The organism is Bacillus thuringiensis, from assembly GCF_022095615.2.
GTDB lineage: Bacteria > Bacillota > Bacilli > Bacillales > Bacillaceae_G > Bacillus_A > Bacillus_A cereus_AG.
Map to the genome: position 1 here is coordinate 1104267 of NZ_CP155559.1, position 19254 is coordinate 1123520.

A 19254-nucleotide genomic window follows, 5' to 3' on the forward strand; every position below is an offset into this window, starting at 1 on the left:
GATAGAAGTATAGAAAAAGGCAAACTACTCCGTTTGTCTTTTTTCGTGTCCTATAATACAATTATAGTAGCAAACTAACGTTCGTTATGTAAGTGAAAGGTGGGGTTACATGTCACTTCGATTTGTGATTGGTAGAGCGGGAAGTGGAAAAAGTACACTTTGTTTACACGAAGTGCAAGAAGAGTTAAAACAACGCCCGAGAGGGGAAACAATATTATATCTTGTGCCAGAACAGATGACATTCCAAACGCAGCAGGCGTTAATTGGTAGTGAGGATGTTAGAGGTTCTATTCGGGCACAAGTTTTTAGTTTTTCACGATTAGCATGGAAGGTACTGCAAGAAGTTGGCGGAGCGAGTCGTCTTCACATTGATGAAGCGGGCGTACATATGTTACTTCGTAAAATTGTAGAGTCTCGCAAAGACGGATTATCGGTGTTCCAAAAAGCAGCGGAGCAAAATGGTTTCTTTGAACATCTTGGTAGTATGATTGCAGAGTTTAAACGTTACAACGTGACGCCATCTAACGTATATGAAATGTGGCAACAATTAGATGCGCATAGTAGCAGTGCCGAACAAAAGCTATTAGCGAATAAAGTGTATGATTTACAACTATTATATGATGATTTCGAACGTGCTTTAATCGGAAAATATTTAGATTCAGAAGACTACCTACAATTGCTAGTGGAAAAGCTTCCACAGTCTGAATATGTAAATCGGGCTGAAATTTATATAGATGGATTTCATTCATTCTCCCCACAAGAGCTAGAAATTGTAAGACAGCTTATGATTTGTGGAGCGAGAGTTACGATCACGTTAACGATAGATGAAAAAACGTTAGCACAGCCAGTAAATGAGCTAGATTTATTTTATGAAACGACGTTAACGTATGAAAAAATAAAACAAATAGCACGTGAAGAGAAAATAGAAATTGAAAAAACAATTCCACTTATGGAACAACCGCGTTTTCATTCGCAAGCATTAGCACATTTAGAAACGCATTACGAAGCACGTCCAAATGAAAAGTTTCACGGAGAAGCAAGTGTCACAATTAGTACAGCAGCTAATTTACGAGCTGAAGTAGAAGGTGTCGCTCGTGAAATTCGTAGACTTGTGGCAGATGAAGACTATCGTTACCGAGATATTGCAGTTCTTCTTCGTAACGGAGAAAGTTATTACGATGTGATGCGAACGCTATTTACAGATTATAATATCCCACACTTCATCGATGAAAAACGCCCGATGTCACACCATCCGCTAGTAGAATGTATTCGTTCTACACTCGAGATTATTAGCGGGAATTGGCGTTATGATGCAGTGTTCCGCTGCGTGAAAACAGAGCTTTTATATCCGCTAGACGTAAGAAAAGAAACGATGCGCGAAGAGATGGATGAGTTTGAAAACTACTGTTTAGCGTACGGTGTACAAGGGAAGAGATGGACTTCTGAGGATCCGTGGATGTATCGTCGCTATCGTTCTCTTGACGATACAGACGGGATGATTACAGACAGTGAACGTGAAATGGAAGAGAAAATAAACAGGCTACGCGACGTTGTAAGAACGCCTGTTATTCGTATGCAAAAAAGACTGAAGCGTGCGGGAACAGTTAGGCAAATGTGCGAAGCAGTTTACTTATTTTTAGAAGAGCTTGACGTTCCGAAAAAATTAGAAGCATTACGTATTCGTGCAGAAGAGAGCGGAGATTTCTTATTTGCGACAGACCATGAGCAAGTATGGGAAGAAGTAATGAGTCTTCTTGATACGTTCGTTGAGATGCTTGGCGAAGAGAAAATGTCACTTTCTATGTTTACAGATGTTATGTCTACAGGTCTTGAGGCGCTTCAATTCGCAAACATTCCGCCGTCATTAGACCAAGTGTTAATTGCTAATATTGATCGTTCTAGATTATCAAATGTGAAAGCAACATTCGTCATTGGAGTGAATGAAGGTGTGATTCCGGCAGCACCTATGGATGAAGGGATGCTTTCTGATGAGGAAAGAGATGTTCTTAGCGTTGCAGGTATTGAACTTGCGCCAACGACGAGACAAACTTTATTAGAAGAACAGTTCGTTATGTACCAAATGGTAACGAGAGCAACTGAGAAATTATATATTTCATGCCCGCTCGCAGATGAGGAAGGGAAGACGTTACTAGCGTCTAGCTTTATTAAGAAAATAAAAAGGATGTTCCCTGATGTGAAAGATACATTTATTACGAATGACGTAAATGATTTATCACGTTCGGAACAAATTTCATACGTAGCAACGCCAGAAGTAACGTTGTCATATGTTATGCAGCAACTACAAACGTGGAAGCGATATGGATTTGAAGGGAATTTAGACTTTTGGTGGGATGTCTATAATTTCTACGTAACTTCAGATGAATGGAAACAAAAAAGCAGCCGCGTATTATCAAGCTTATTCTACCGAAATCGTGCGCAAAAGCTAAGTACAGTTGTAAGTAGAGATTTATACGGAGACACAATAAAAGGAAGCGTCTCTCGTATGGAACTATTTAACCGTTGCGCATATGCTCATTTCGCGCAGCACGGTTTATCCTTAAGAGAGCGTGATATTTTCAAACTGGATGCGCCAGATATCGGGGAACTATTCCATGCAGCGCTGAAGAGAATTGCAGACAGGCTATTACGTGAAAACCGTACTTGGGCGGATTTATCAATAAAAGAGTGTGAGCATCTTTCTGCTGTAGTAATAGAAGAAATTGCACCGTTATTACAAAGACAAATTTTATTAAGTTCAAATCGTCATTTCTACTTAAAACAAAAATTACAACAAATTATTTTCCGAACGTCAATCATTCTACGGGAACATGCGAAGTCGAGTGGTTTCGTACCAGTTGATTTAGAAGTGCCATTCGGTATGGGAGGTACAGGATCACTTCCACCGATGGAATTCTCATTACCAAATGGTGTAAAGATGGAAGTTGTCGGGCGTATTGACCGTGTTGATAAGGCAGAAGATGAAAGCGGAACGTTCCTACGAATTATTGACTATAAATCAAGCTCAAAAGCGTTAGATTTAACGGAAGTGTATTACGGATTAGCACTTCAAATGTTAACGTATTTAGATGTTGTTACTTCAAATGCACATACGTGGATGAAAAAAGGCCACGCAGCATCACCAGCGGGTGTATTGTACTTCCATATTCATAACCCGATCGTTGAGGTGAAAGGTGACGCATCTGAAGCAGAAATTGAAAAGGAAATTTTGAAGAAATTTAAAATGAAAGGTCTCGTACTAGGAGACGCTGACGTTGTTCGCTTAATGGATAACAAACTTTCAACAGGAAGCTCAGATATTATTTCTGCTGGTCTGAAAAAAGACGGTAGCTTTAGTGCGCGTTCGAGTATTGCCAGTGAGCAAGAGTTTAACGTACTGCAAAAATATGTACACCATACGTTTGAAAATATCGGAAAAGATATTACAGAAGGTGTGATCGATATTGCCCCTTACAAAAAGGGGAATAAAGCGGCGTGTACGTTCTGTAACTTCAAATCTGTTTGTCAGTTCGATGAATCACTTGAAGATAACCAGTTCCGTACGTTAAAAGAGATGAAAGATAGCGAAGCGATGGAGAAAATTAGAGAGGAGGTTGGCGGAGAATGATTGAAAATTGGCCTAAAAAACCAGAAGGTAGTCAGTGGACAGATGACCAGTGGAAAGCCGTTGTAGCGAACGGACGTGATATTTTAGTTGCAGCAGCAGCTGGATCAGGGAAAACAGCAGTATTAGTTGAACGTATTATTAAAAAGATTATAAATGAAGAAGATCCAGTCGATGTCGACCGCCTGCTCGTTGTAACATTTACAAATGCAGCGGCGCAAGAGATGAAAAACAGAGTTGGGGAAGCGTTAGAAAAAGTATTGATTGATGAGCCAGGATCGCAGCACATCAGAAAGCAGCTGAGCCTATTAAATAAAGCTTCTATTTCGACAATCCATTCATTTTGTTTACAAGTCATTAGAGGATACTACTACATGCTTGATGTTGATCCTCGTTTCCGCATTGCGAATCAAACGGAAAATGAATTGTTAAAAGAAGAAGTATTAGATGACATATTAGAAGCAGAGTATGGAATTGAAGATAATACGATATTCTTTGAACTCGTTGATCGTTATACGAGTGATCGTAGTGATGATGACTTACAGCGTATGATTTTAGCGCTTCATACAGAATCAAGAGCGCATCCAAATCCGGAAAAATGGCTCGATAAATTAGTAAAAGCATACGACGTAGAAGGAAAGACAATTGAAGATTTAGTGTATGCTTCTTATCTATTAGAAGATGTGAAATTTCAGCTTGAAACAGCAGAGGCGCATATTCGTAAAGCGACTGAACTCGCAATGCTTCCTGACGGTCCGGCGCCCCGTGTTGAAACCTTGCAAGCAGATGCAACTTTACTTAGAACGTTATCGTCAGCTGCTTGTGAGTCATGGACAAGTGTGTATGAAGCGATGCAAAATGTATCGTGGCAAACGTTAAAGCGCATTAAGAAAAGTGATTACAACGAGGATGTTGTAAAACAAGTAGACTCTCTTCGTAATAAAGCGAAAGATGAAGTGAAAAAATTACAAGAAGAGTTATTTAGCCGCAAACCTGAAAGTTTCTTACGAGATTTTCAAGATATGCACCCTGTATTGGAAAAGCTTGTTCAACTTGTAAAAGTATTTACAGAGCGTTTCCAAGCGATGAAGCGGGATAAAGGAATGGTCGATTTCACAGATTTAGAGCATTTCTGTTTACAAATTTTAAGTGAACAAAGTGAAAGTGGTGAAATGAAGCCATCAGCAGTAGCGCTTCAATATCGTAATAAATTTGCTGAAGTATTAGTCGATGAATATCAGGATACGAACTTTGTGCAGGAATCCATTATTAAATTCGTAACGAAAGATTCTGAGAGTGAAGGGAACTTGTTCATGGTTGGCGACGTAAAACAGTCGATTTATCGTTTCCGACTAGCAGAACCAGGCTTATTCCTAGGAAAGTATAAACGCTTTACGCAAGAAGGATTAGCCGGCGGAATGAAGATTGACTTAGCGAAAAATTTCCGTAGTCGTCATGAAGTGTTAGCAGGAACGAACTTCATCTTCAAACAAATTATGGGTGAAGAAGTTGGGGAAATCGATTACGATGCTGACGCTGAATTAAAGCTAGGTGCTAGCTATCCAATAGGTGAAGATGTAGCAGCTGAACTATTATGCATTCAGCAAACTGAAGAAGAAGTGCAAGACGGAGAAGAAGGTACCGAAGTAGAAAAAGCGCAGCTTGAAGCTCGTCTTATGGCGCAGCGCATCAAAGCGATGGTCGATTCAGGTTATGAAGTGTATGACCGTAAAAATGATAGTATGCGCCCTGTACAATACCGCGACTTCGTTATTTTACTTCGTTCGATGCCGTGGGCGCCGCAAATTATGGAAGAGTTAAAGCTGCAAGGAATTCCAGTATACGCTGATCTTGCGACTGGTTACTTTGAAGCAACAGAAGTAAATATTATGATGAATGTATTTCGCGTGATTGATAATCCAATGCAAGATATTCCGCTTGCCGCCGTACTTCGTTCGCCAATCGTTGGACTAAATGATGAAGAACTTGCGACGCTTCGTGCTCACGGAAAGAAAGGTTCGTTTTATGAAGTAATGAGCTCATTCTTAAAAGGGGCACCGCTTGAAGAAGAACAAGAATTACATGATAAATTAGAGTGGTTCTATAACTTACTGCAAGGATGGCGTGAATTTGCGCGCCAACAGTCTCTTTCTGATTTGATTTGGAAAGTGTACGGTGAGACAGGTTATTACGACTTTGTCGGCGGTTTACCAGCTGGAAAGCAAAGGCAGGCAAACTTACGCGTACTATATGACCGCGCAAGGCAATATGAAGCAACATCGTTTAGAGGGTTATTCCGCTTCTTACGCTTTATTGAGCGTATTTTAGAACGCGGTGATGATATGGGTACGGCGAGAGCTTTAGGTGAACAAGAAGATGTCGTTCGTACTATGACGATTCATAAAAGTAAAGGACTTGAGTTCCCAGTCGTGTTTGTTGCGGGACTAGGTCGCCGTTTTAATACACAAGACTTAATGAAACGTTTCTTACTGCATAAAGACTTCGGTTTCGGTTCACAGTTTATCGACCCGCGTAAACGAATTAAATATACGACATTATCGCAACTAGCAATTAAGCGTAAAATGAAAATGGAATTAATCGCGGAAGAAATGCGCGTATTATACGTAGCGTTAACGCGTGCAAAAGAAAAGCTAATTTTAATCGGAACAGTTAAGGATGCAAATAAAGAAATGGAAAAATGGCTCGATGCAAGGGAGCATAGTGACTGGTTATTACCTGATCACATTCGTGCCGGAGCGTCTTGTTATTTAGATTGGATTGCACCTTCATTATATAGACATCGTGATAGTGAAATGCTTCTTGAATTAGGACAAGGAAGCATTCCAGGTGAAATTTATGACTATGATATGAGCTGGAAAGTAGAAGTTGTTGACGGCAAAACGTTACTCGCACCAGAACCGGTTCAAGAAGAGAAACAAGAATTACTAGAAGCACTTCGTGAGAAAAAAGCGGTTCCGCTACAAAGTGAACGAAAAGATGAAGTATACGACAGATTAATGTGGAAGTACGGATATGAGGAAGCAACATCTCACCGTGCGAAACAGTCTGTTACAGAAATAAAGAGAAATTATCAATCTGAAGAAGGCAGCGATAATGCCTTTATTAAAAAACTACGTGCGCCAATTAGAACACGTCCTCGTTTCATGGAGAAAAAAGGATTAACGTACGCTGAAAGAGGTACGGCAGTTCACGCTGTTATGCAGCATGTTGATTTGAAGAAGCCGATTACAGAAGAAGTGATTCGAGAGCAAATTGCCGGAATGGTAAATAAGGAATTATTAACATTCGAACAAGCTGAAGAAATAGCAATTGAAAAAGTGATTTCATTCTTTGACAGTGACCTAGGTAAGAGGGTATTAGCGGCGAAAAGTGTTGAGCGTGAAGTACCATTTACGATGATGCTTGCAGCAGAAGAGGCGTATCAAGATTGGCAAGGTAAGAGTGACGAAACGATACTTGTCCAAGGGGTTATCGACTGCATGATTGAAGAGGAAGATGGTATCACTTTAATCGATTTTAAAACGGATACGATTGAAGGGAAGTTCCCAGGTGGATTTGATCAAGCGAAAACGATTTTAGAAGATCGATATAAAGTGCAGCTTTCGTTATATGCAAAGGCACTTGAGAAAAGCTTGCAACATCCTGTGAAAGAGAAATGCTTATACTTCTTTGATGGCAATCATGTTGTAAAAGTTGAGGAATAGAGGGACTTGAAGATGGCAACGGAAAAAACGTTAAGAACGTGTGAAAAAGGACATGAATACTATAAAAGTAGCAATTGTCCAACTTGCCCAGCTTGTGAGAAAGAAAAGAAACCAACAACAGGATTTCTTTCACTTCTTTCATCACCAGCACGAAATGCGTTGCAACATCATGGAATTCACACTATAGAAGAACTCTCAAAGTATAGTGAAAAAGAAATTTTAAAACTACATGGCATGGGACCAGCATCTTTGCCGAAGCTTAGAAAAGCTTTGGAGGAGAGCGGATTATCATTTAAATAAAATGAAACAGTAAACAGTGGTTTTTTTGATAATCTTGAATGAGATAAAAGAAAAAAGTAGGAGAATATCTCCTACTTTTTTTTACGCTGTTCCAATCTGATCTTGATCGGCCACATCAGAATCAAACGTATTTGTTGCACTAACGCCGCTAAAAGTGTTTACGACAAATCCAACATTGGAAGCTCCGGATCCATTATAAGCTTTCGTATTTTCTTTCGGAGATACGTTATAAAAATCCCCTAAATTAAAAGAACCGTTACTGTTTTGAACGACGAGATTTCCAACAACGGAAGGCATACCATCCACCTACCTTACTAAGCTTTTTAATTACTATATGAATTATTGAGCGGAAGGTTCATCCGTAATATATTGGCGAATTTGCATAATACGAGAGTTATTAAAAACATAATCAACATTTCCAATTTGAAAGCAACCAGAATTTAAAAGTGTTCGTAATTCAACGTCATTCACTTCAATAAAAGGACATTCATTTACAATATTTAATTTTACATCTGTCGTTCGTTTTGGGATTGTGACATGTTCATCTGTAAAAATTGCAAATGCATCTAAGCGACCTTCGCCTTTTATATAACAAGGAATTTCCCTGTGGACGGCAAGAGCCCTACTTTTTAACTCCATTTGATTCGCGTCTCCAACTTGAAACACGGCAGTAATTCCTAAAGAAATAATAGAAACATTTTGAACAACGGACACATGATGTAACATAATTTCTCAGTCTCCTTAACCTGGAGTAGGAGGGACATCCGTGACTAATGGTACAAACGGCCCCTCTGTAACAGTTTCAAATGGTGTATCAAGAATAGAAGATAGAATGAGGAGATTCGCATCCCCAATTAAAAAGAGTGCGGATGACGATACACCGTTCATTTTAATCTGGCCGACTTTTAATTCACGATTTACAACGTTAAGATTCATACATACTTACTCCTTTCGGAAATTGCCCGGTATGTGTTGAATAAAAGAGAGGAAGGCTTTGTCGATATCATGTTTCATCGCTTGAATAATGATATCTCGTAAATAATCTGGATCTGTTGAAATCCCTTCATATGATTGCGCTTGTGTTAAATAATAAGGAAGTCTATGCTCCATCTGTTTTTTTATGTCATCAACCATCATTTGTCGATACATTTCATCGAGCGGCGTTCTCTCTTCTTGTTCAAAATGGAGAATTCGATTATATGCTTCTTCATCTAAGTAACGATGCATTTCTTGAAGAACCCCTTGGTAAAAGTCTGGATTTGTGTCAGTCTCAGGATTGACCTTCAAAGTTTCTGTATCCACTTGGAAATCTTCAATTTGCTGTCCTTTTGCTGAAAATGGGTTTAAACCAATATTTAAAGTGCCATTTAAGTTTTCTACTTTTAATTGATCGAATTTGTATTCCACTTTTCCTACAGAAGAGGAGGGGCGATTTTTTAATTCGTTAAGCTCTTCTTGTAATAGACGCACTTGATCTTCTAGGTTCAGGATGGCTGCTTGTTGTGTTTGGAGAGCTTGTTGAAGTTGGTGTAAGTAAGTATATATATCTTGATTCATTTGTGAAACCTCCTTTTCGATAGGGAGGGTAAATATATTCCTGCTATATATTTATGACAAGGATGTCTTAAGAAGAACTAGTTGATGGTTTGATAGAAATAATTTGTCCTTTTGCCTGTAATGGGCGAAGGGGTTCTGTAAATCCACCACTATTTGAGAATTTAGATAGAGCTTTAATACTTCCAGCAGTACCGATTTGGAATACAGAAGAGGTTGTAATGCTATCAATTTTAATGCTGTTAATGATGATGCTTTGGTTTACGTAAAAATTCAATGCAATCGCCTCCTCTAAGTTGAACCAATTATCGCTTGATCAATTACATCGGAATCATTGACAGTCGTTGCGCTTTGATAATTGTAGACAGAAACGTTATCTCCCACATTAAAAGAGCCGGCCCCGGCGAAAGCACGTGAATAACTAATAGGCCTAATCGCAAATACATCTCCAATATGAAAAATACCACTTGATCCAATATTGACGATACGAATATGTCCGACCATGGCTGGCATACAAAACACCTTTCGTTTTTAAAATTTTCTTTTCTACTATTGTATGGGCGTTTTCAATAAAATGTGTGTTTTTTTTATAAAAGAAACACACGCGTTATTGCGTGTGTGTATCGAGTGTGTGATTAGTGTGAAAATCAGTATGTACATGCCAAATTACATTTAAGAGCCTGTCCAGTTCTTGGCTACAATCCACTGTTTTTTGAGAAGTCATTCCGTAGCGTTCAGCAAAATAAATCATTTTTTCGCGTTTTTTTTCAATCGCTTGCTCAAACATTGAAATCGGCTCCATCTCTAAATGAAATTTTTAGTATATATGTAGTACATATTATACAAAAATCCCATAAAAAAGAAACACATTTGCTAAAAAAAGTAAAAATTCTACATTTTACGCCAAAAATAAAGGAGTAACGAATAGGATATGAGAAGAATATTGTAAAAATTAGCGTGCATGAGAAGGTTTTTTTCTTACGGATGCGAATACAATTAAAGGGTATGAGTTTTAGGATGGAGAGTGGAAATATTGCGTTTGGTAACGGCGAAAAAAGATGAAAAGGTATTTGTAGGTATTGTGGATGAAGAGGAAGAAAAGGTATTACATGTAAGAGAAGCGCAAAGACAAAAAGGGGAAAAGGTTACGATTCCGATTACAATGTTAGAGTGTATTGAAAGAGGAACCGAATGCTTTGAAAAAATATGTGATATTGTAAATTGGGCGAAGGAAAATGAAGGAGCGGCGTATTATCCGTTAACTGAGGTGAAAATATTAGCACCAATTCCAAGGCCAAGGAAGAATATTCTTTGCGTTGGAAAGAACTATCGTGAGCATGCGATAGAAATGGGCGGAGTAGAGTCAATTCCAGAAAATATAATGATCTTTACGAAAGCGCCAACGACAGTTATTGGAATGAATGAAAAAATTAATAGTCATCCCCACGCAACGAATGAACTAGACTATGAAGGAGAACTAGCTATCATCATTGGTAAGAGAGGGAAACAAATAAAAAAAGAAAAAGCACTTGAGCATGTTTTTGGTTATACCATTATAAATGATATAACTGCTCGCGACATTCAAAGGAAGCATAAACAATTTTTCCTTGGAAAAAGTTTCGATACGTTTTGTCCGATGGGACCGTATCTAATTCATAAATCAATGGTGAGTGCGCCAAATGCGTTACACATTGAAACGGTAGTAAACGGGGAAGTAAGGCAAACTTCAAATACAAATAAAATGATTTTTACAATAGAAGAAATCATTTCAACGATAAGTAAAGGAATGACGTTAGAGCCAGGCGATATTATCGCAACAGGAACGCCGGCTGGTGTCGGGAAAGGTTTCACACCACCGAAGTTTTTGCATGCTGGTGATGAAGTGGTCATTACAGTAGAAGGAATTGGTACTTTGCGAAATGTAGTGAAATAAAAAAAGAGCTATCTTGTGAAAAGATAGCTCTTTTCTATGGTCTTGGGTGATAGAGGTAATCGATAATCGAAAAAGTGTAAAGACCAATGAATGCAAGTGTACAAATGCCAAATAGTATAACCGTAAGTGCACTTTTTTCTCGTCCAAAACCAATGATAGTAAGAATAACAGCAGTCCAAAATGATGCTTTCAGTAATGTGAATGTAGTAGAAGTTGAGTAGTGACTAAGCAATGTTACGGAAATTAGGAAGCCGAAGAATGTAACTAAAATAAAAGATGTAGCTAAATAGTTAATATGTTTACCATACCTTAATAACATATCGCACCTGCTCTCTAAAATAAAATACAGAAAATTACAATTTTATTTTAGTATAAATCAATATAAAAAGAAAGAGGTTGTCCCAACATGTAGGGCAACCTCTCTATTATTACGATAATACCGCTTTAATTTTTTGGAACGCCCACTCTAAATCTTCTTCAGAGATTACTAGAGGTGGTGCGATACGAATTACATTTTCGTGTGTTTCTTTACATAATAGACCAGCTGCTTTTAGTTGTTCACAGTAAGGACGAGCTGGCTCGTTCAATTCGATACCGATGAATAAGCCTTTACCGCGAATATCAGTAATCATTGGGTTATCAATTTCTTTTAATTGCCCAACTAATTTTTCACCTAATTGAAGAGAACGCTCTGTTAATTTTTCTTCTTCTAACACTTCAAGAGCTGCGATAGAAACAGCACATGCAAGTGGATTACCACCGAATGTAGAACCGTGAGAACCTGGCTCGAATACGCCTAAAATGTCGCGGTTTGCTGCTACGCAAGAGATTGGGAATACGCCGCCGCCAAGTGCTTTACCAAGTATGTACATGTCAGGAGTTACATTGTCCCAATCACAAGCAAATACTTTACCAGTACGGCCTAAACCTGTTTGGATCTCATCTGCTACAAATAAAACGTTTTCTTTTTTACATACTTCAAGAGCTTCTTTTAAGAAACCAACTGGTGGGATGTTAATTCCTGCTTCACCTTGGATTGGCTCTAAAATGAATGCAGCTGTATTTGGTGTAATTGCAGCTTTTAACGCTTCTAAATCACCGTAAGGAATTACGATAATGCCAGGAAGCATTGGACCGAATCCACGCTTGTACTCTTCGTTTGAAGACATAGAAACAGCACCCATTGTACGACCGTGGAAGTTATCTTCACAAACGATGATTTCAGCACGGTTTGCTTCTACTTTCTTCACATCATAAGCCCAGCGGCGAGCTGTTTTAATTGCAGTTTCAACAGCTTCTGCACCTGTATTCATTGGAAGTACCATTTCTTTATTAGTTAGTTTCGCAACTTTTTCGTACCAAGGACCTAATTGATCGCTATGGAAAGCACGAGAAGTTAACGTAACACGATTAGCTTGGTCAATTAAAGCATTAATAATTTTTGGGTGACGATGACCTTGGTTTACTGCAGAATATGCACTTAATAAGTCCATATAGCGGTTTCCTTCAGGATCTTCTACCCAAACGCCTTCTGCTTTAGAAATAACGATTGGAAGTGGGTGATAGTTATTTGCCCCGTATGTGTCTGTAAGTTCGATAATATCCTTAGTTTGAATCATGATTGTTCCCCCTTTTGTTATTACAAGAAGTTTGTAAATACTCTAAATATTATAGCATTTAAATGTAAAAAAGCGAAACATTTCCTGAAAATAAATGAACATGTTATCATATAGAGTGAAAAAGTGTGAAAAGAGGAGGTAAGGGATACGATGGTACATATGCATATTACAGCATGGGCGTTAGGTTTAATTTTATTCTTCGTTGCGTATTCACTTTATTCAGCAGGAAGAAAAGGTAAAGGTGTACATATGGGGCTTCGCCTAGTGTATATCTTCATTATTGTGACAGGATTCATGTTGTACATGAGTATTGTGAAGACAGCAACAGGTAGCATGCACATGTGGTACGGCATGAAAATGTTAGCCGGTATTTTAGTTATCGGTGGAATGGAAATGGTTCTTGTAAAAATGAGCAAAAACAAACCAACAGGGGCGGTTTGGGGCTTATTTATTGTTGCGTTAGTAGCAGTAATATACTTAGGACTAAAATTACCGATTGGCTGGTACGTATTCAAATAAAAATAAAACCACCTTATAATCTCAAGTGTTTGGGAGGTAAGGTGGTTTTTTTATTTTATGTAGCATCGATATGTAACTCTTCTCCGGTTACTTTCGTAAAACGAAACATGTTTTTATTTGACGTAGCGTGACGAACGAAATGGTGTTGCAGTGTACAAATCATCTCTTCGTTATCAAACAAAAGAATATTTACTCCTTCGCGTGCTTCTTCTTTCGGTAAGAAGGATAAATAATTATGACAATACATGCAATCATATAAAGAGTAATGAAGGGATTGCAATGATTCGGTTAATAACGTAAAGACAGAGTCAGGTAATTCCTCAAGCCATTCCGTATAGCTAAGAAGTAATTTCTTTCGAATTCGTATCATTTCCCCGTTTTGCAGGTGGTGCTGTTCGTTGGCGATTTGTAATACATCTTGCTCATAGAAACGAGCTGGTAGCCAGTTGTTGTTATATAAAATCTCAAAGCCATCTTCGGCAATATCTTCTAATAAAAATGCTTCATCATTTTCATCATCAAAGAATACCCATTCATTGTTTATATATTCTACATTACCAACTGTATGAGCGCGAGGCTGGTTATATAAAATATGGTTACGTTGTATCATACACGATTTCTCCTTTATGAAAAGTAGTTATTTCTGTTATAGACAGTTCGTGCATTCTTTATAACTAGACACATCTAGACATAGGTGGGCATACAATAAAACACGTTTTACTGAGTGAAAATGCTATTCCGTATGTGGGTAGTAGATTATAGTCAAGTTTGTCATTTTTTTGATCCGCACCTTTAAGGTGGGGATTACTGCTCGTTTAGGAAAAGAAATAAGATGGAAGGATGATTCGTATGTGCGGGATTACAGGATGGGTGGATTATAAACGCTCATTAGAAGGAGAAAGGGACGTCGTTACGAAGATGGCCGAGACGTTAGCGAAGCGTGGCCCGGATGATAATAAAGTTTGGATTAAAGGCAATGTCGCATTTGGCCATAAACGGTTAATCGTTGTTGATCCTGAGGGTGGTAAACAACCGATGACTTGTTTAAAAGATGAAACGAATTATGCGATTTGCTATAACGGCGAACTGTATAACACGGAAGATATTAGAAAGGAACTATTAAGAAGAGGATATACGTTCAAAGGTCATTCTGATACGGAAGTACTATTAGCGTCGTATATTGAATGGAAAGAAGAATGTGTCGATCATTTAAACGGTATATATGCGTTCGCCGTATGGGATGAACAGAAAGAACAAGTGTTTATTGCGCGAGATCGATTAGGGGTAAAACCGCTATTTTATAAATATGATAGTGGGCGATTATTATTTGGTTCAGAGTTAAAAGCGATACTGGCTCATCCGGATGTGAAAGCGGAAGTAACGTTAGAAGGATTATCAGAAATATTCGGTCTTGGACCATCTAGAACACCTGGTCACGGTATTTATGCTGGTATAAAAGAATTACGTCCAGGTCATGCAATGACATTTTCAAAGAATGGTTTATGTATATGGAGATATTGGAATGTAGAAAGCAAAAAGCACGAAGACTCCTTTGAAGAAACAGTAGAGAAAACACGCTTTTTATTACAAGATGCAATTACGAGGCAACTCGTTTCTGACGTACCACTATGTACTTTTTTATCAGGCGGTGTAGATTCGAGCGCGATTACAGCAATTGCTGCGAGAGAATATGAAAGATCAGGGAAAGGACAATTACACACATACTCTGTTGATTATGAAGATAATGACAAATACTTTAAAGCGAATGCGTTCCAGCCAAATTCAGATGCTCCGTTTATTCATTTGATGACCGAGACGTTTCAAACAACCCATCATCGTTGTGTCATTTCAAATGAACAATTAGCACAGTATTTAACAGAAGCCGTACTCGTTCGTGATTTGCCTGGTATGGCTGATATTGATTCGTCATTATTATGGTTTTGTCGTGAAATCAAACAAGATTTTGTCGTCGGTTTATCTGGGGAATGTGCAGATGAAATATTTGGTGGTTATCCGTGGTTTTATAGAGAAGATGATTTACAATCGAGTGCATTTCCATGGATGCGCTCTACAGAAGCACGGGAACAACTTCTGAAAAAAGAATGGAGAAATAAATTAAATTTACAACAATATGTACAGCAGCGTTATGAAGAATCCATTCAAGAAGTTCCTATTTTAGAGGGAGAAAGCCCAATTGAAGCAAAGAGAAGACAATTATTTTACTTGAACATGGTATGGTTTATGACAACATTATTAGACAGAAAAGACCGTATGAGTATGGGGGCAAGCTTAGAAGTACGCGTTCCGTTTGCAGACCATCGACTTGTCGAATATGCGTGGAATATTCCTTGGGAAATGAAAATGTATAAAAACCGCGAAAAAGGTCTATTGCGTAAAGCGTTAGAAGGATTACTTCCAAATGACATTTTATATAGAAAGAAGAGTCCATATCCGAAAACGCATAATCCGCACTATACGAAAGCAGTAACAGTATGGCTACAAGATTTATTAACGGATAAAGGATCAATTTTACACGAACTATTTGATAAAGAGCAGCTGAGCGGATTAATTGAGTCAGGTGGCAGTGCATTTCAGTCCCCTTGGTTCGGTCAATTAATGACTGGTCCTCAGCTTTTAGCTCATTTAGCGCAAATTCATGTTTGGTTTAAAGAGTATGGGGTGAATATTAAAGAATAGAGAAAAGAGCGGCTTACTGGTGTGAGCCGCTCTTTCTCTTATTTTACTTCAATATAAATATATTTGTTGTATTTCTTGTCTTCAGTCGTTGCTGTTAAAACAACACGTCCAGGTTTTAAAGCTTTTACATACGCTCTGTCATTTTGATGTTCTAGTGTAGCGATGCTAGAATCGCTGCTTTTCCAATTCAGCTTTTTGTTTGTTGCATTTTCAGGAAGAACGGAAGCAGATAGAAGCTTTGTATTTCCTTGGTCAAGCTTGAAAGAACGTTCATCCACCTTTATTCCTGTAGCCGGTACATAATTTGGTTGCACTGTTACATTGCATGTTGCCATATATTCTCCTGTTGCAGTTGTTACAGTAATTGTCACAGTACCAGCTTGTTTCGCATGGACAGTTGTTTTTCCGTTTGCTGTTTCTACTGTAGCGATAAACGGATTACTACTTGTCCAAGATAATGTTTTATTTGATACATTTTGATTGATTTCAGGAGAAAGCTCAAATGATTCTCCTTCTTTTAGCGTGTGTTCTGATGAATTTAATTTAATGTTGGTAGGGAAGGTTGTTAATAAATTTTCAGGTGTTTTTGCATCCCAAGTTACTGGCTGATTTAAGCGCAATGCTTTTGCTACAACAGCAGCTGTATCCATATTTGTCATTGGAGCTGTAATAGTCAAAGGTGCGTTTATTCCAGGTCCGTTTATTGCCCAGAATATATTTTTCTCTTCAGGAGAGTTGCCGCCATGACCGAATCCTTTTCCGCCGTGATCTGTTGTCATAATAATAAGGCTATCATCGATTAAACCAGCATCACGAATTGCTTCTAATATGCTATTTACATTACGATCGGTCCGTTCAATTTGTTTCATATACTCAGGGCTTCCATGACCATAAGTGTGGCCGGCTTCATCAATTTCATCTAATTGAATAAATGTTACATCTGTTTCCTTCCCTTTCGTAAGAATATAGTCGACAATTTTTGGTGTCAGCTCATCATCGTGTGTAGATTGTAAATAAGCACCCGATGATTGTTCGATAATGCCGAAATTAATTGGATTCCAACCAACGAATGATGCGAGTGTGGCATCTGGTCGCTCTTGTTTTAACATTTTCATAAATGATGGGACTGTTGAATTTTCTGGGAATAGAGTCGATTCAGCGATTGCATTTGTTATTTTCGTTTTATCTGCTACTGAACCGTGTAAAATACCAGCCCAGTTTTGACCACTCATCGTTGGTGAAAGAGCTTGTGCTGTATAAGTGCTAGCGCCGTTAGAGATGAAATTTTGAATATGAGGTGCATTTGCATTTTTTACAGCCACGCCTGCCCCATCTAAGCCGATAATAAAGACATGTTTATAAGGGAAAGTATTATGCTTATTTAATTCCTTTTCTAATATTTGTATATCCATTTCGTTTATTATGCTGTCTTCATTTAAATCAGCTTTTTTTATTTCATTCCAGTTTGCATGAGTAGGAGTACTTCCGATAAATGTTTTTGCCATGTTTATGTCATCATTCGATAACAATCCATCTTGATTAATATCAAGTGAGTTTGCCACTATAACTTCAGATTGAACTGTGTTTTTACCATCCTCAGATGTAGCTTGAATCGTTGTTTTTCCGGTTGCTTTTCCTGTTATCTTTACTTTTCCATCAACCATTTGAACTTCTGCAATATTTGGATTGGTGCTTTTCCATGTAACATTTTTATTTGTGGCATCGAGTGGTTTTATCTCTGTGTGAAGATAAGTAAATCCTCCTACTTTTAATTGAACAGAAGGTTGATCGATTAAAAGATCCGTAACGGGAATTGGTGGAGCGGCTTCATACATCGCTTGAACTTCTTCAATTGTCACGGATTTTTTGAAAATGGATAAATCATCTAGTTTCATATTGAAGTTATTTCCGAATAAAGAACCTTTTCCATCCACTCCAATTTTAGGTGTGTAATTTGTATCAATTGTACCTTTCATTTTACTAATATCAACTTGCTTCGCGATTTTTCCATCTTTATAAATCGTTGCATTGCTATTACGATCGTGTGAAATTACGATATGATGCCAAGCGTTATCAGCGACATTAGGGATAGTGGAATCAACACGAGAACTACCGGAAGTTTTGAAGTTCCAAAGTAACGATTTGTCTTTTAAGCCGACAAACCAGCCTAAGTTTCCGCCACTGTTCCAATCTTTGTTTGAAATAATGGCTGGATCAGCGTTTACACCAGATGATTTTATCCAAAAAGCTATTGTGAAGTTTGTATTCTCGCCAAATTTAAACTGTTCGTTATTTCCTAAGTCAATATAGGAAGCTTCTTTTTGCGACGTTGCTTTAAATTGAAGAGCTTTATTGATGCGGCCGTCTGTAAAGAGAGGGTTTCCATTTTTGAAAGCGATGGAATGTTTAGAAGTTGAACTATCTGACAAATTTTCGTCAAATGATAATTTTAAAACTTCAGCTGATGTATTGATTTCTTGTTGTATGGATATAATTGGGGATTCTGCTAAAACGTTCGTTGGGATAACGGTAGATAAAAATGTACCCATTGTTAATGTAGAAATAATCGATGATTTTTTTATAAAAGGCTTCTTCATTATAATTCCTCCTTAACGGTTACCCGTTTGTTTTTTTCTAAGTTTCATAATAAAACGCAAATTTTGAGGATGAGTAACTAGAATATTGAGAATTCTTTAAGTTGATATGAAGTTCCACAAAGAATTTGTTTCTATATAGTTTGGAAGAATCGAAACCTTAAGGTTATCTTAAGGTTCAACTTAATATAACTAAAGGTTTGTTTCTTACAATGGCTTATATAGAAAATGACATAAAGGAGAAACAAATATGAAAACAGTATTGAAGTGGGGATGTTTAACACTTTTAGTTCTTTCCTTATTAGGAGGAGCGGGAATTTATTTTCTAGGGAAAGAAATATGGGGACAAGTAGATCAATCGATTCAAAATCCTTCAAAAGATATGATCATTGCTGTTAGCGCAGAGCAATATATAAAAGACTATATGGAAGATGAAGATGGGAAAAAATATAGCGGGAAATTCGTTGAAGTATCAGGGACAATTAAAGAAGTTGGAGAGAGGTATGTTGAACTAGAAGGGGAGAAACGGATTGTAGTAAAGTTGCAAAAAGATGTGCAAACATCGGAATTAAAAGTAGGAGAAGCAATTACGATTCGTGGATTTGAAGCTGGTTTTGTAAAAGAAGATGGGTATATTCAAATTTGGAAAGGTATTATTGTGAAATAATGAAAAAAATAGAGAAACTAGAAG

General features: G+C 37.8%; 18 protein-coding genes. 7 read left to right on the top strand and 11 right to left on the bottom strand.

The window, feature by feature from the left end:
- Positions 1 to 109: 109 nt before the first annotated feature.
- The 3 genes from addB to KZZ19_RS05695 are packed head-to-tail and all read left to right on the top strand — an operon-like array spanning position 110 to position 7647.
- Positions 110 to 3625: a helicase-exonuclease AddAB subunit AddB gene (gene addB / locus KZZ19_RS05685; RefSeq protein WP_237979807.1), complete on the top strand. Its 3516-nt coding sequence runs from the start codon at positions 110 to 112 to the stop codon at positions 3623 to 3625.
- Positions 3622 to 7347, top strand: coding sequence for a helicase-exonuclease AddAB subunit AddA (gene addA / locus KZZ19_RS05690; protein ID WP_237979809.1), 3726 nt, complete (start codon positions 3622 to 3624; stop codon positions 7345 to 7347). Before addB ends, addA begins: the two co-directional genes overlap by 4 nt.
- Before the next feature lie 12 nt (positions 7348 to 7359).
- Complete coding sequence (locus KZZ19_RS05695) at positions 7360 to 7647, top strand: RNA polymerase alpha subunit C-terminal domain-containing protein (protein WP_237979811.1); 288 nt, start codon at positions 7360 to 7362, stop codon at positions 7645 to 7647.
- A gap of 81 nt (positions 7648 to 7728) precedes the next feature.
- Here KZZ19_RS05695 and gerPF read toward each other — a convergent pair whose 3' ends face one another.
- The 7 genes from gerPF to KZZ19_RS05730 form a co-directional block, all read right to left on the bottom strand.
- Complete coding sequence (gene gerPF / locus KZZ19_RS05700) at positions 7729 to 7944, bottom strand: spore germination protein GerPF (RefSeq protein WP_001141570.1); 216 nt, start codon at positions 7942 to 7944, stop codon at positions 7729 to 7731.
- A gap of 42 nt (positions 7945 to 7986) precedes the next feature.
- On the bottom strand, positions 7987 to 8373 hold the full coding sequence (locus KZZ19_RS05705) for a spore germination protein GerPE (RefSeq protein WP_237979813.1): 387 nt from the start codon (positions 8371 to 8373) through the stop codon (positions 7987 to 7989).
- A gap of 15 nt (positions 8374 to 8388) precedes the next feature.
- Positions 8389 to 8583, bottom strand: a complete 195-nt coding sequence (gerPD, locus tag KZZ19_RS05710; protein ID WP_001052807.1) for a spore germination protein GerPD — start codon at positions 8581 to 8583, stop codon at positions 8389 to 8391.
- A gap of 6 nt (positions 8584 to 8589) precedes the next feature.
- Positions 8590 to 9204 (bottom strand): spore germination protein GerPC, encoded by a 615-nt coding sequence (gerPC, locus tag KZZ19_RS05715; protein WP_088095505.1) that lies wholly within the window; start codon positions 9202 to 9204, stop codon positions 8590 to 8592.
- A gap of 67 nt (positions 9205 to 9271) precedes the next feature.
- Positions 9272 to 9478, bottom strand: coding sequence for a spore germination protein GerPB (gerPB, locus tag KZZ19_RS05720; protein ID WP_001012506.1), 207 nt, complete (start codon positions 9476 to 9478; stop codon positions 9272 to 9274).
- A 14-nt stretch (positions 9479 to 9492) separates the two neighbouring features.
- Positions 9493 to 9714, bottom strand: coding sequence for a spore germination protein GerPA (gene gerPA / locus KZZ19_RS05725; RefSeq protein WP_001111187.1), 222 nt, complete (start codon positions 9712 to 9714; stop codon positions 9493 to 9495).
- 94 nt (positions 9715 to 9808) lie between these two features.
- Complete coding sequence (locus tag KZZ19_RS05730; RefSeq protein WP_088095506.1) at positions 9809 to 9988, bottom strand: aspartyl-phosphate phosphatase Spo0E family protein; 180 nt, start codon at positions 9986 to 9988, stop codon at positions 9809 to 9811.
- 246 nt (positions 9989 to 10234) lie between these two features.
- Here KZZ19_RS05730 and KZZ19_RS05735 point away from each other — a divergent pair, with 246 nt between their 5' ends.
- Entirely contained in the window at positions 10235 to 11134 is a 900-nt protein-coding gene (locus KZZ19_RS05735) for a fumarylacetoacetate hydrolase family protein (RefSeq protein WP_170930122.1), read from the top strand.
- Positions 11135 to 11168: 34 nt separating this feature from the next.
- Here KZZ19_RS05735 and KZZ19_RS05740 read toward each other — a convergent pair whose 3' ends face one another.
- Together KZZ19_RS05740 and rocD are read right to left on the bottom strand one after the other, a co-directional pair.
- A complete protein-coding gene (locus KZZ19_RS05740) occupies positions 11169 to 11453 on the bottom strand; it encodes a hypothetical protein (protein WP_098343164.1) in 285 nt (94 codons plus the stop codon).
- 109 nt (positions 11454 to 11562) lie between these two features.
- The gene (gene rocD / locus KZZ19_RS05745; protein WP_088095509.1) at positions 11563 to 12753 is read right to left on the bottom strand and encodes an ornithine aminotransferase; all 1191 of its coding nucleotides are present in this window, start codon (positions 12751 to 12753) and stop codon (positions 11563 to 11565) included.
- Between the two features lie 150 nt (positions 12754 to 12903).
- Here rocD and KZZ19_RS05750 point away from each other — a divergent pair, with 150 nt between their 5' ends.
- Positions 12904 to 13272 (top strand): YisL family protein, encoded by a 369-nt coding sequence (locus KZZ19_RS05750; protein WP_088095510.1) that lies wholly within the window; start codon positions 12904 to 12906, stop codon positions 13270 to 13272.
- A 55-nt stretch (positions 13273 to 13327) separates the two neighbouring features.
- Here the strand turns inward: KZZ19_RS05750 and KZZ19_RS05755 are convergent, their stop codons facing one another.
- Positions 13328 to 13882 carry a DUF2777 domain-containing protein gene (locus KZZ19_RS05755; protein WP_237979815.1) on the bottom strand — a complete coding sequence of 185 codons (555 nt, stop codon included), beginning with the start codon at positions 13880 to 13882 and terminating at the stop codon, positions 13328 to 13330.
- A 239-nt stretch (positions 13883 to 14121) separates the two neighbouring features.
- Here KZZ19_RS05755 and asnB point away from each other — a divergent pair, with 239 nt between their 5' ends.
- Positions 14122 to 15969 carry an asparagine synthase (glutamine-hydrolyzing) gene (gene asnB / locus KZZ19_RS05760; RefSeq protein ID WP_237979817.1) on the top strand — a complete coding sequence of 616 codons (1848 nt, stop codon included), beginning with the start codon at positions 14122 to 14124 and terminating at the stop codon, positions 15967 to 15969.
- A gap of 38 nt (positions 15970 to 16007) precedes the next feature.
- Here the strand turns inward: asnB and KZZ19_RS05765 are convergent, their stop codons facing one another.
- On the bottom strand, positions 16008 to 18566 hold the full coding sequence (locus KZZ19_RS05765) for an Ig-like domain-containing protein (protein WP_237979818.1): 2559 nt from the start codon (positions 18564 to 18566) through the stop codon (positions 16008 to 16010).
- Between the two features lie 247 nt (positions 18567 to 18813).
- Here KZZ19_RS05765 and KZZ19_RS05770 point away from each other — a divergent pair, with 247 nt between their 5' ends.
- Positions 18814 to 19230, top strand: coding sequence for an OB-fold protein (locus KZZ19_RS05770; RefSeq protein ID WP_237979819.1), 417 nt, complete (start codon positions 18814 to 18816; stop codon positions 19228 to 19230).
- Positions 19231 to 19254: the final 24 nt, after the last annotated feature.

Coding starts and splice junctions, on each gene's coding strand:
- gerPC (WP_088095505.1), bottom strand. CDS start 9,204: ATGAATCAAGATATATATACTTACTTACACCAACTTCAACAAGCTCTC.
- gerPD (WP_001052807.1), bottom strand. CDS start 8,583: ATGAATCTTAACGTTGTAAATCGTGAATTAAAAGTCGGCCAGATTAAA.
- asnB (WP_237979817.1), top strand. CDS start 14,122: ATGTGCGGGATTACAGGATGGGTGGATTATAAACGCTCATTAGAAGGA.
- addB (WP_237979807.1), top strand. CDS start 110: ATGTCACTTCGATTTGTGATTGGTAGAGCGGGAAGTGGAAAAAGTACA.
- KZZ19_RS05750 (WP_088095510.1), top strand. CDS start 12,904: ATGGTACATATGCATATTACAGCATGGGCGTTAGGTTTAATTTTATTC.
- KZZ19_RS05730 (WP_088095506.1), bottom strand. CDS start 9,988: ATGTTTGAGCAAGCGATTGAAAAAAAACGCGAAAAAATGATTTATTTT.
- KZZ19_RS05740 (WP_098343164.1), bottom strand. CDS start 11,453: ATGTTATTAAGGTATGGTAAACATATTAACTATTTAGCTACATCTTTT.
- KZZ19_RS05755 (WP_237979815.1), bottom strand. CDS start 13,882: ATGATACAACGTAACCATATTTTATATAACCAGCCTCGCGCTCATACA.
- KZZ19_RS05770 (WP_237979819.1), top strand. CDS start 18,814: ATGAAAACAGTATTGAAGTGGGGATGTTTAACACTTTTAGTTCTTTCC.
- addA (WP_237979809.1), top strand. CDS start 3,622: ATGATTGAAAATTGGCCTAAAAAACCAGAAGGTAGTCAGTGGACAGAT.
- KZZ19_RS05765 (WP_237979818.1), bottom strand. CDS start 18,566: ATGAAGAAGCCTTTTATAAAAAAATCATCGATTATTTCTACATTAACA.
- KZZ19_RS05695 (WP_237979811.1), top strand. CDS start 7,360: ATGGCAACGGAAAAAACGTTAAGAACGTGTGAAAAAGGACATGAATAC.
- KZZ19_RS05705 (WP_237979813.1), bottom strand. CDS start 8,373: ATGTTACATCATGTGTCCGTTGTTCAAAATGTTTCTATTATTTCTTTA.
- gerPA (WP_001111187.1), bottom strand. CDS start 9,714: ATGCCAGCCATGGTCGGACATATTCGTATCGTCAATATTGGATCAAGT.
- gerPF (WP_001141570.1), bottom strand. CDS start 7,944: ATGCCTTCCGTTGTTGGAAATCTCGTCGTTCAAAACAGTAACGGTTCT.
- rocD (WP_088095509.1), bottom strand. CDS start 12,753: ATGATTCAAACTAAGGATATTATCGAACTTACAGACACATACGGGGCA.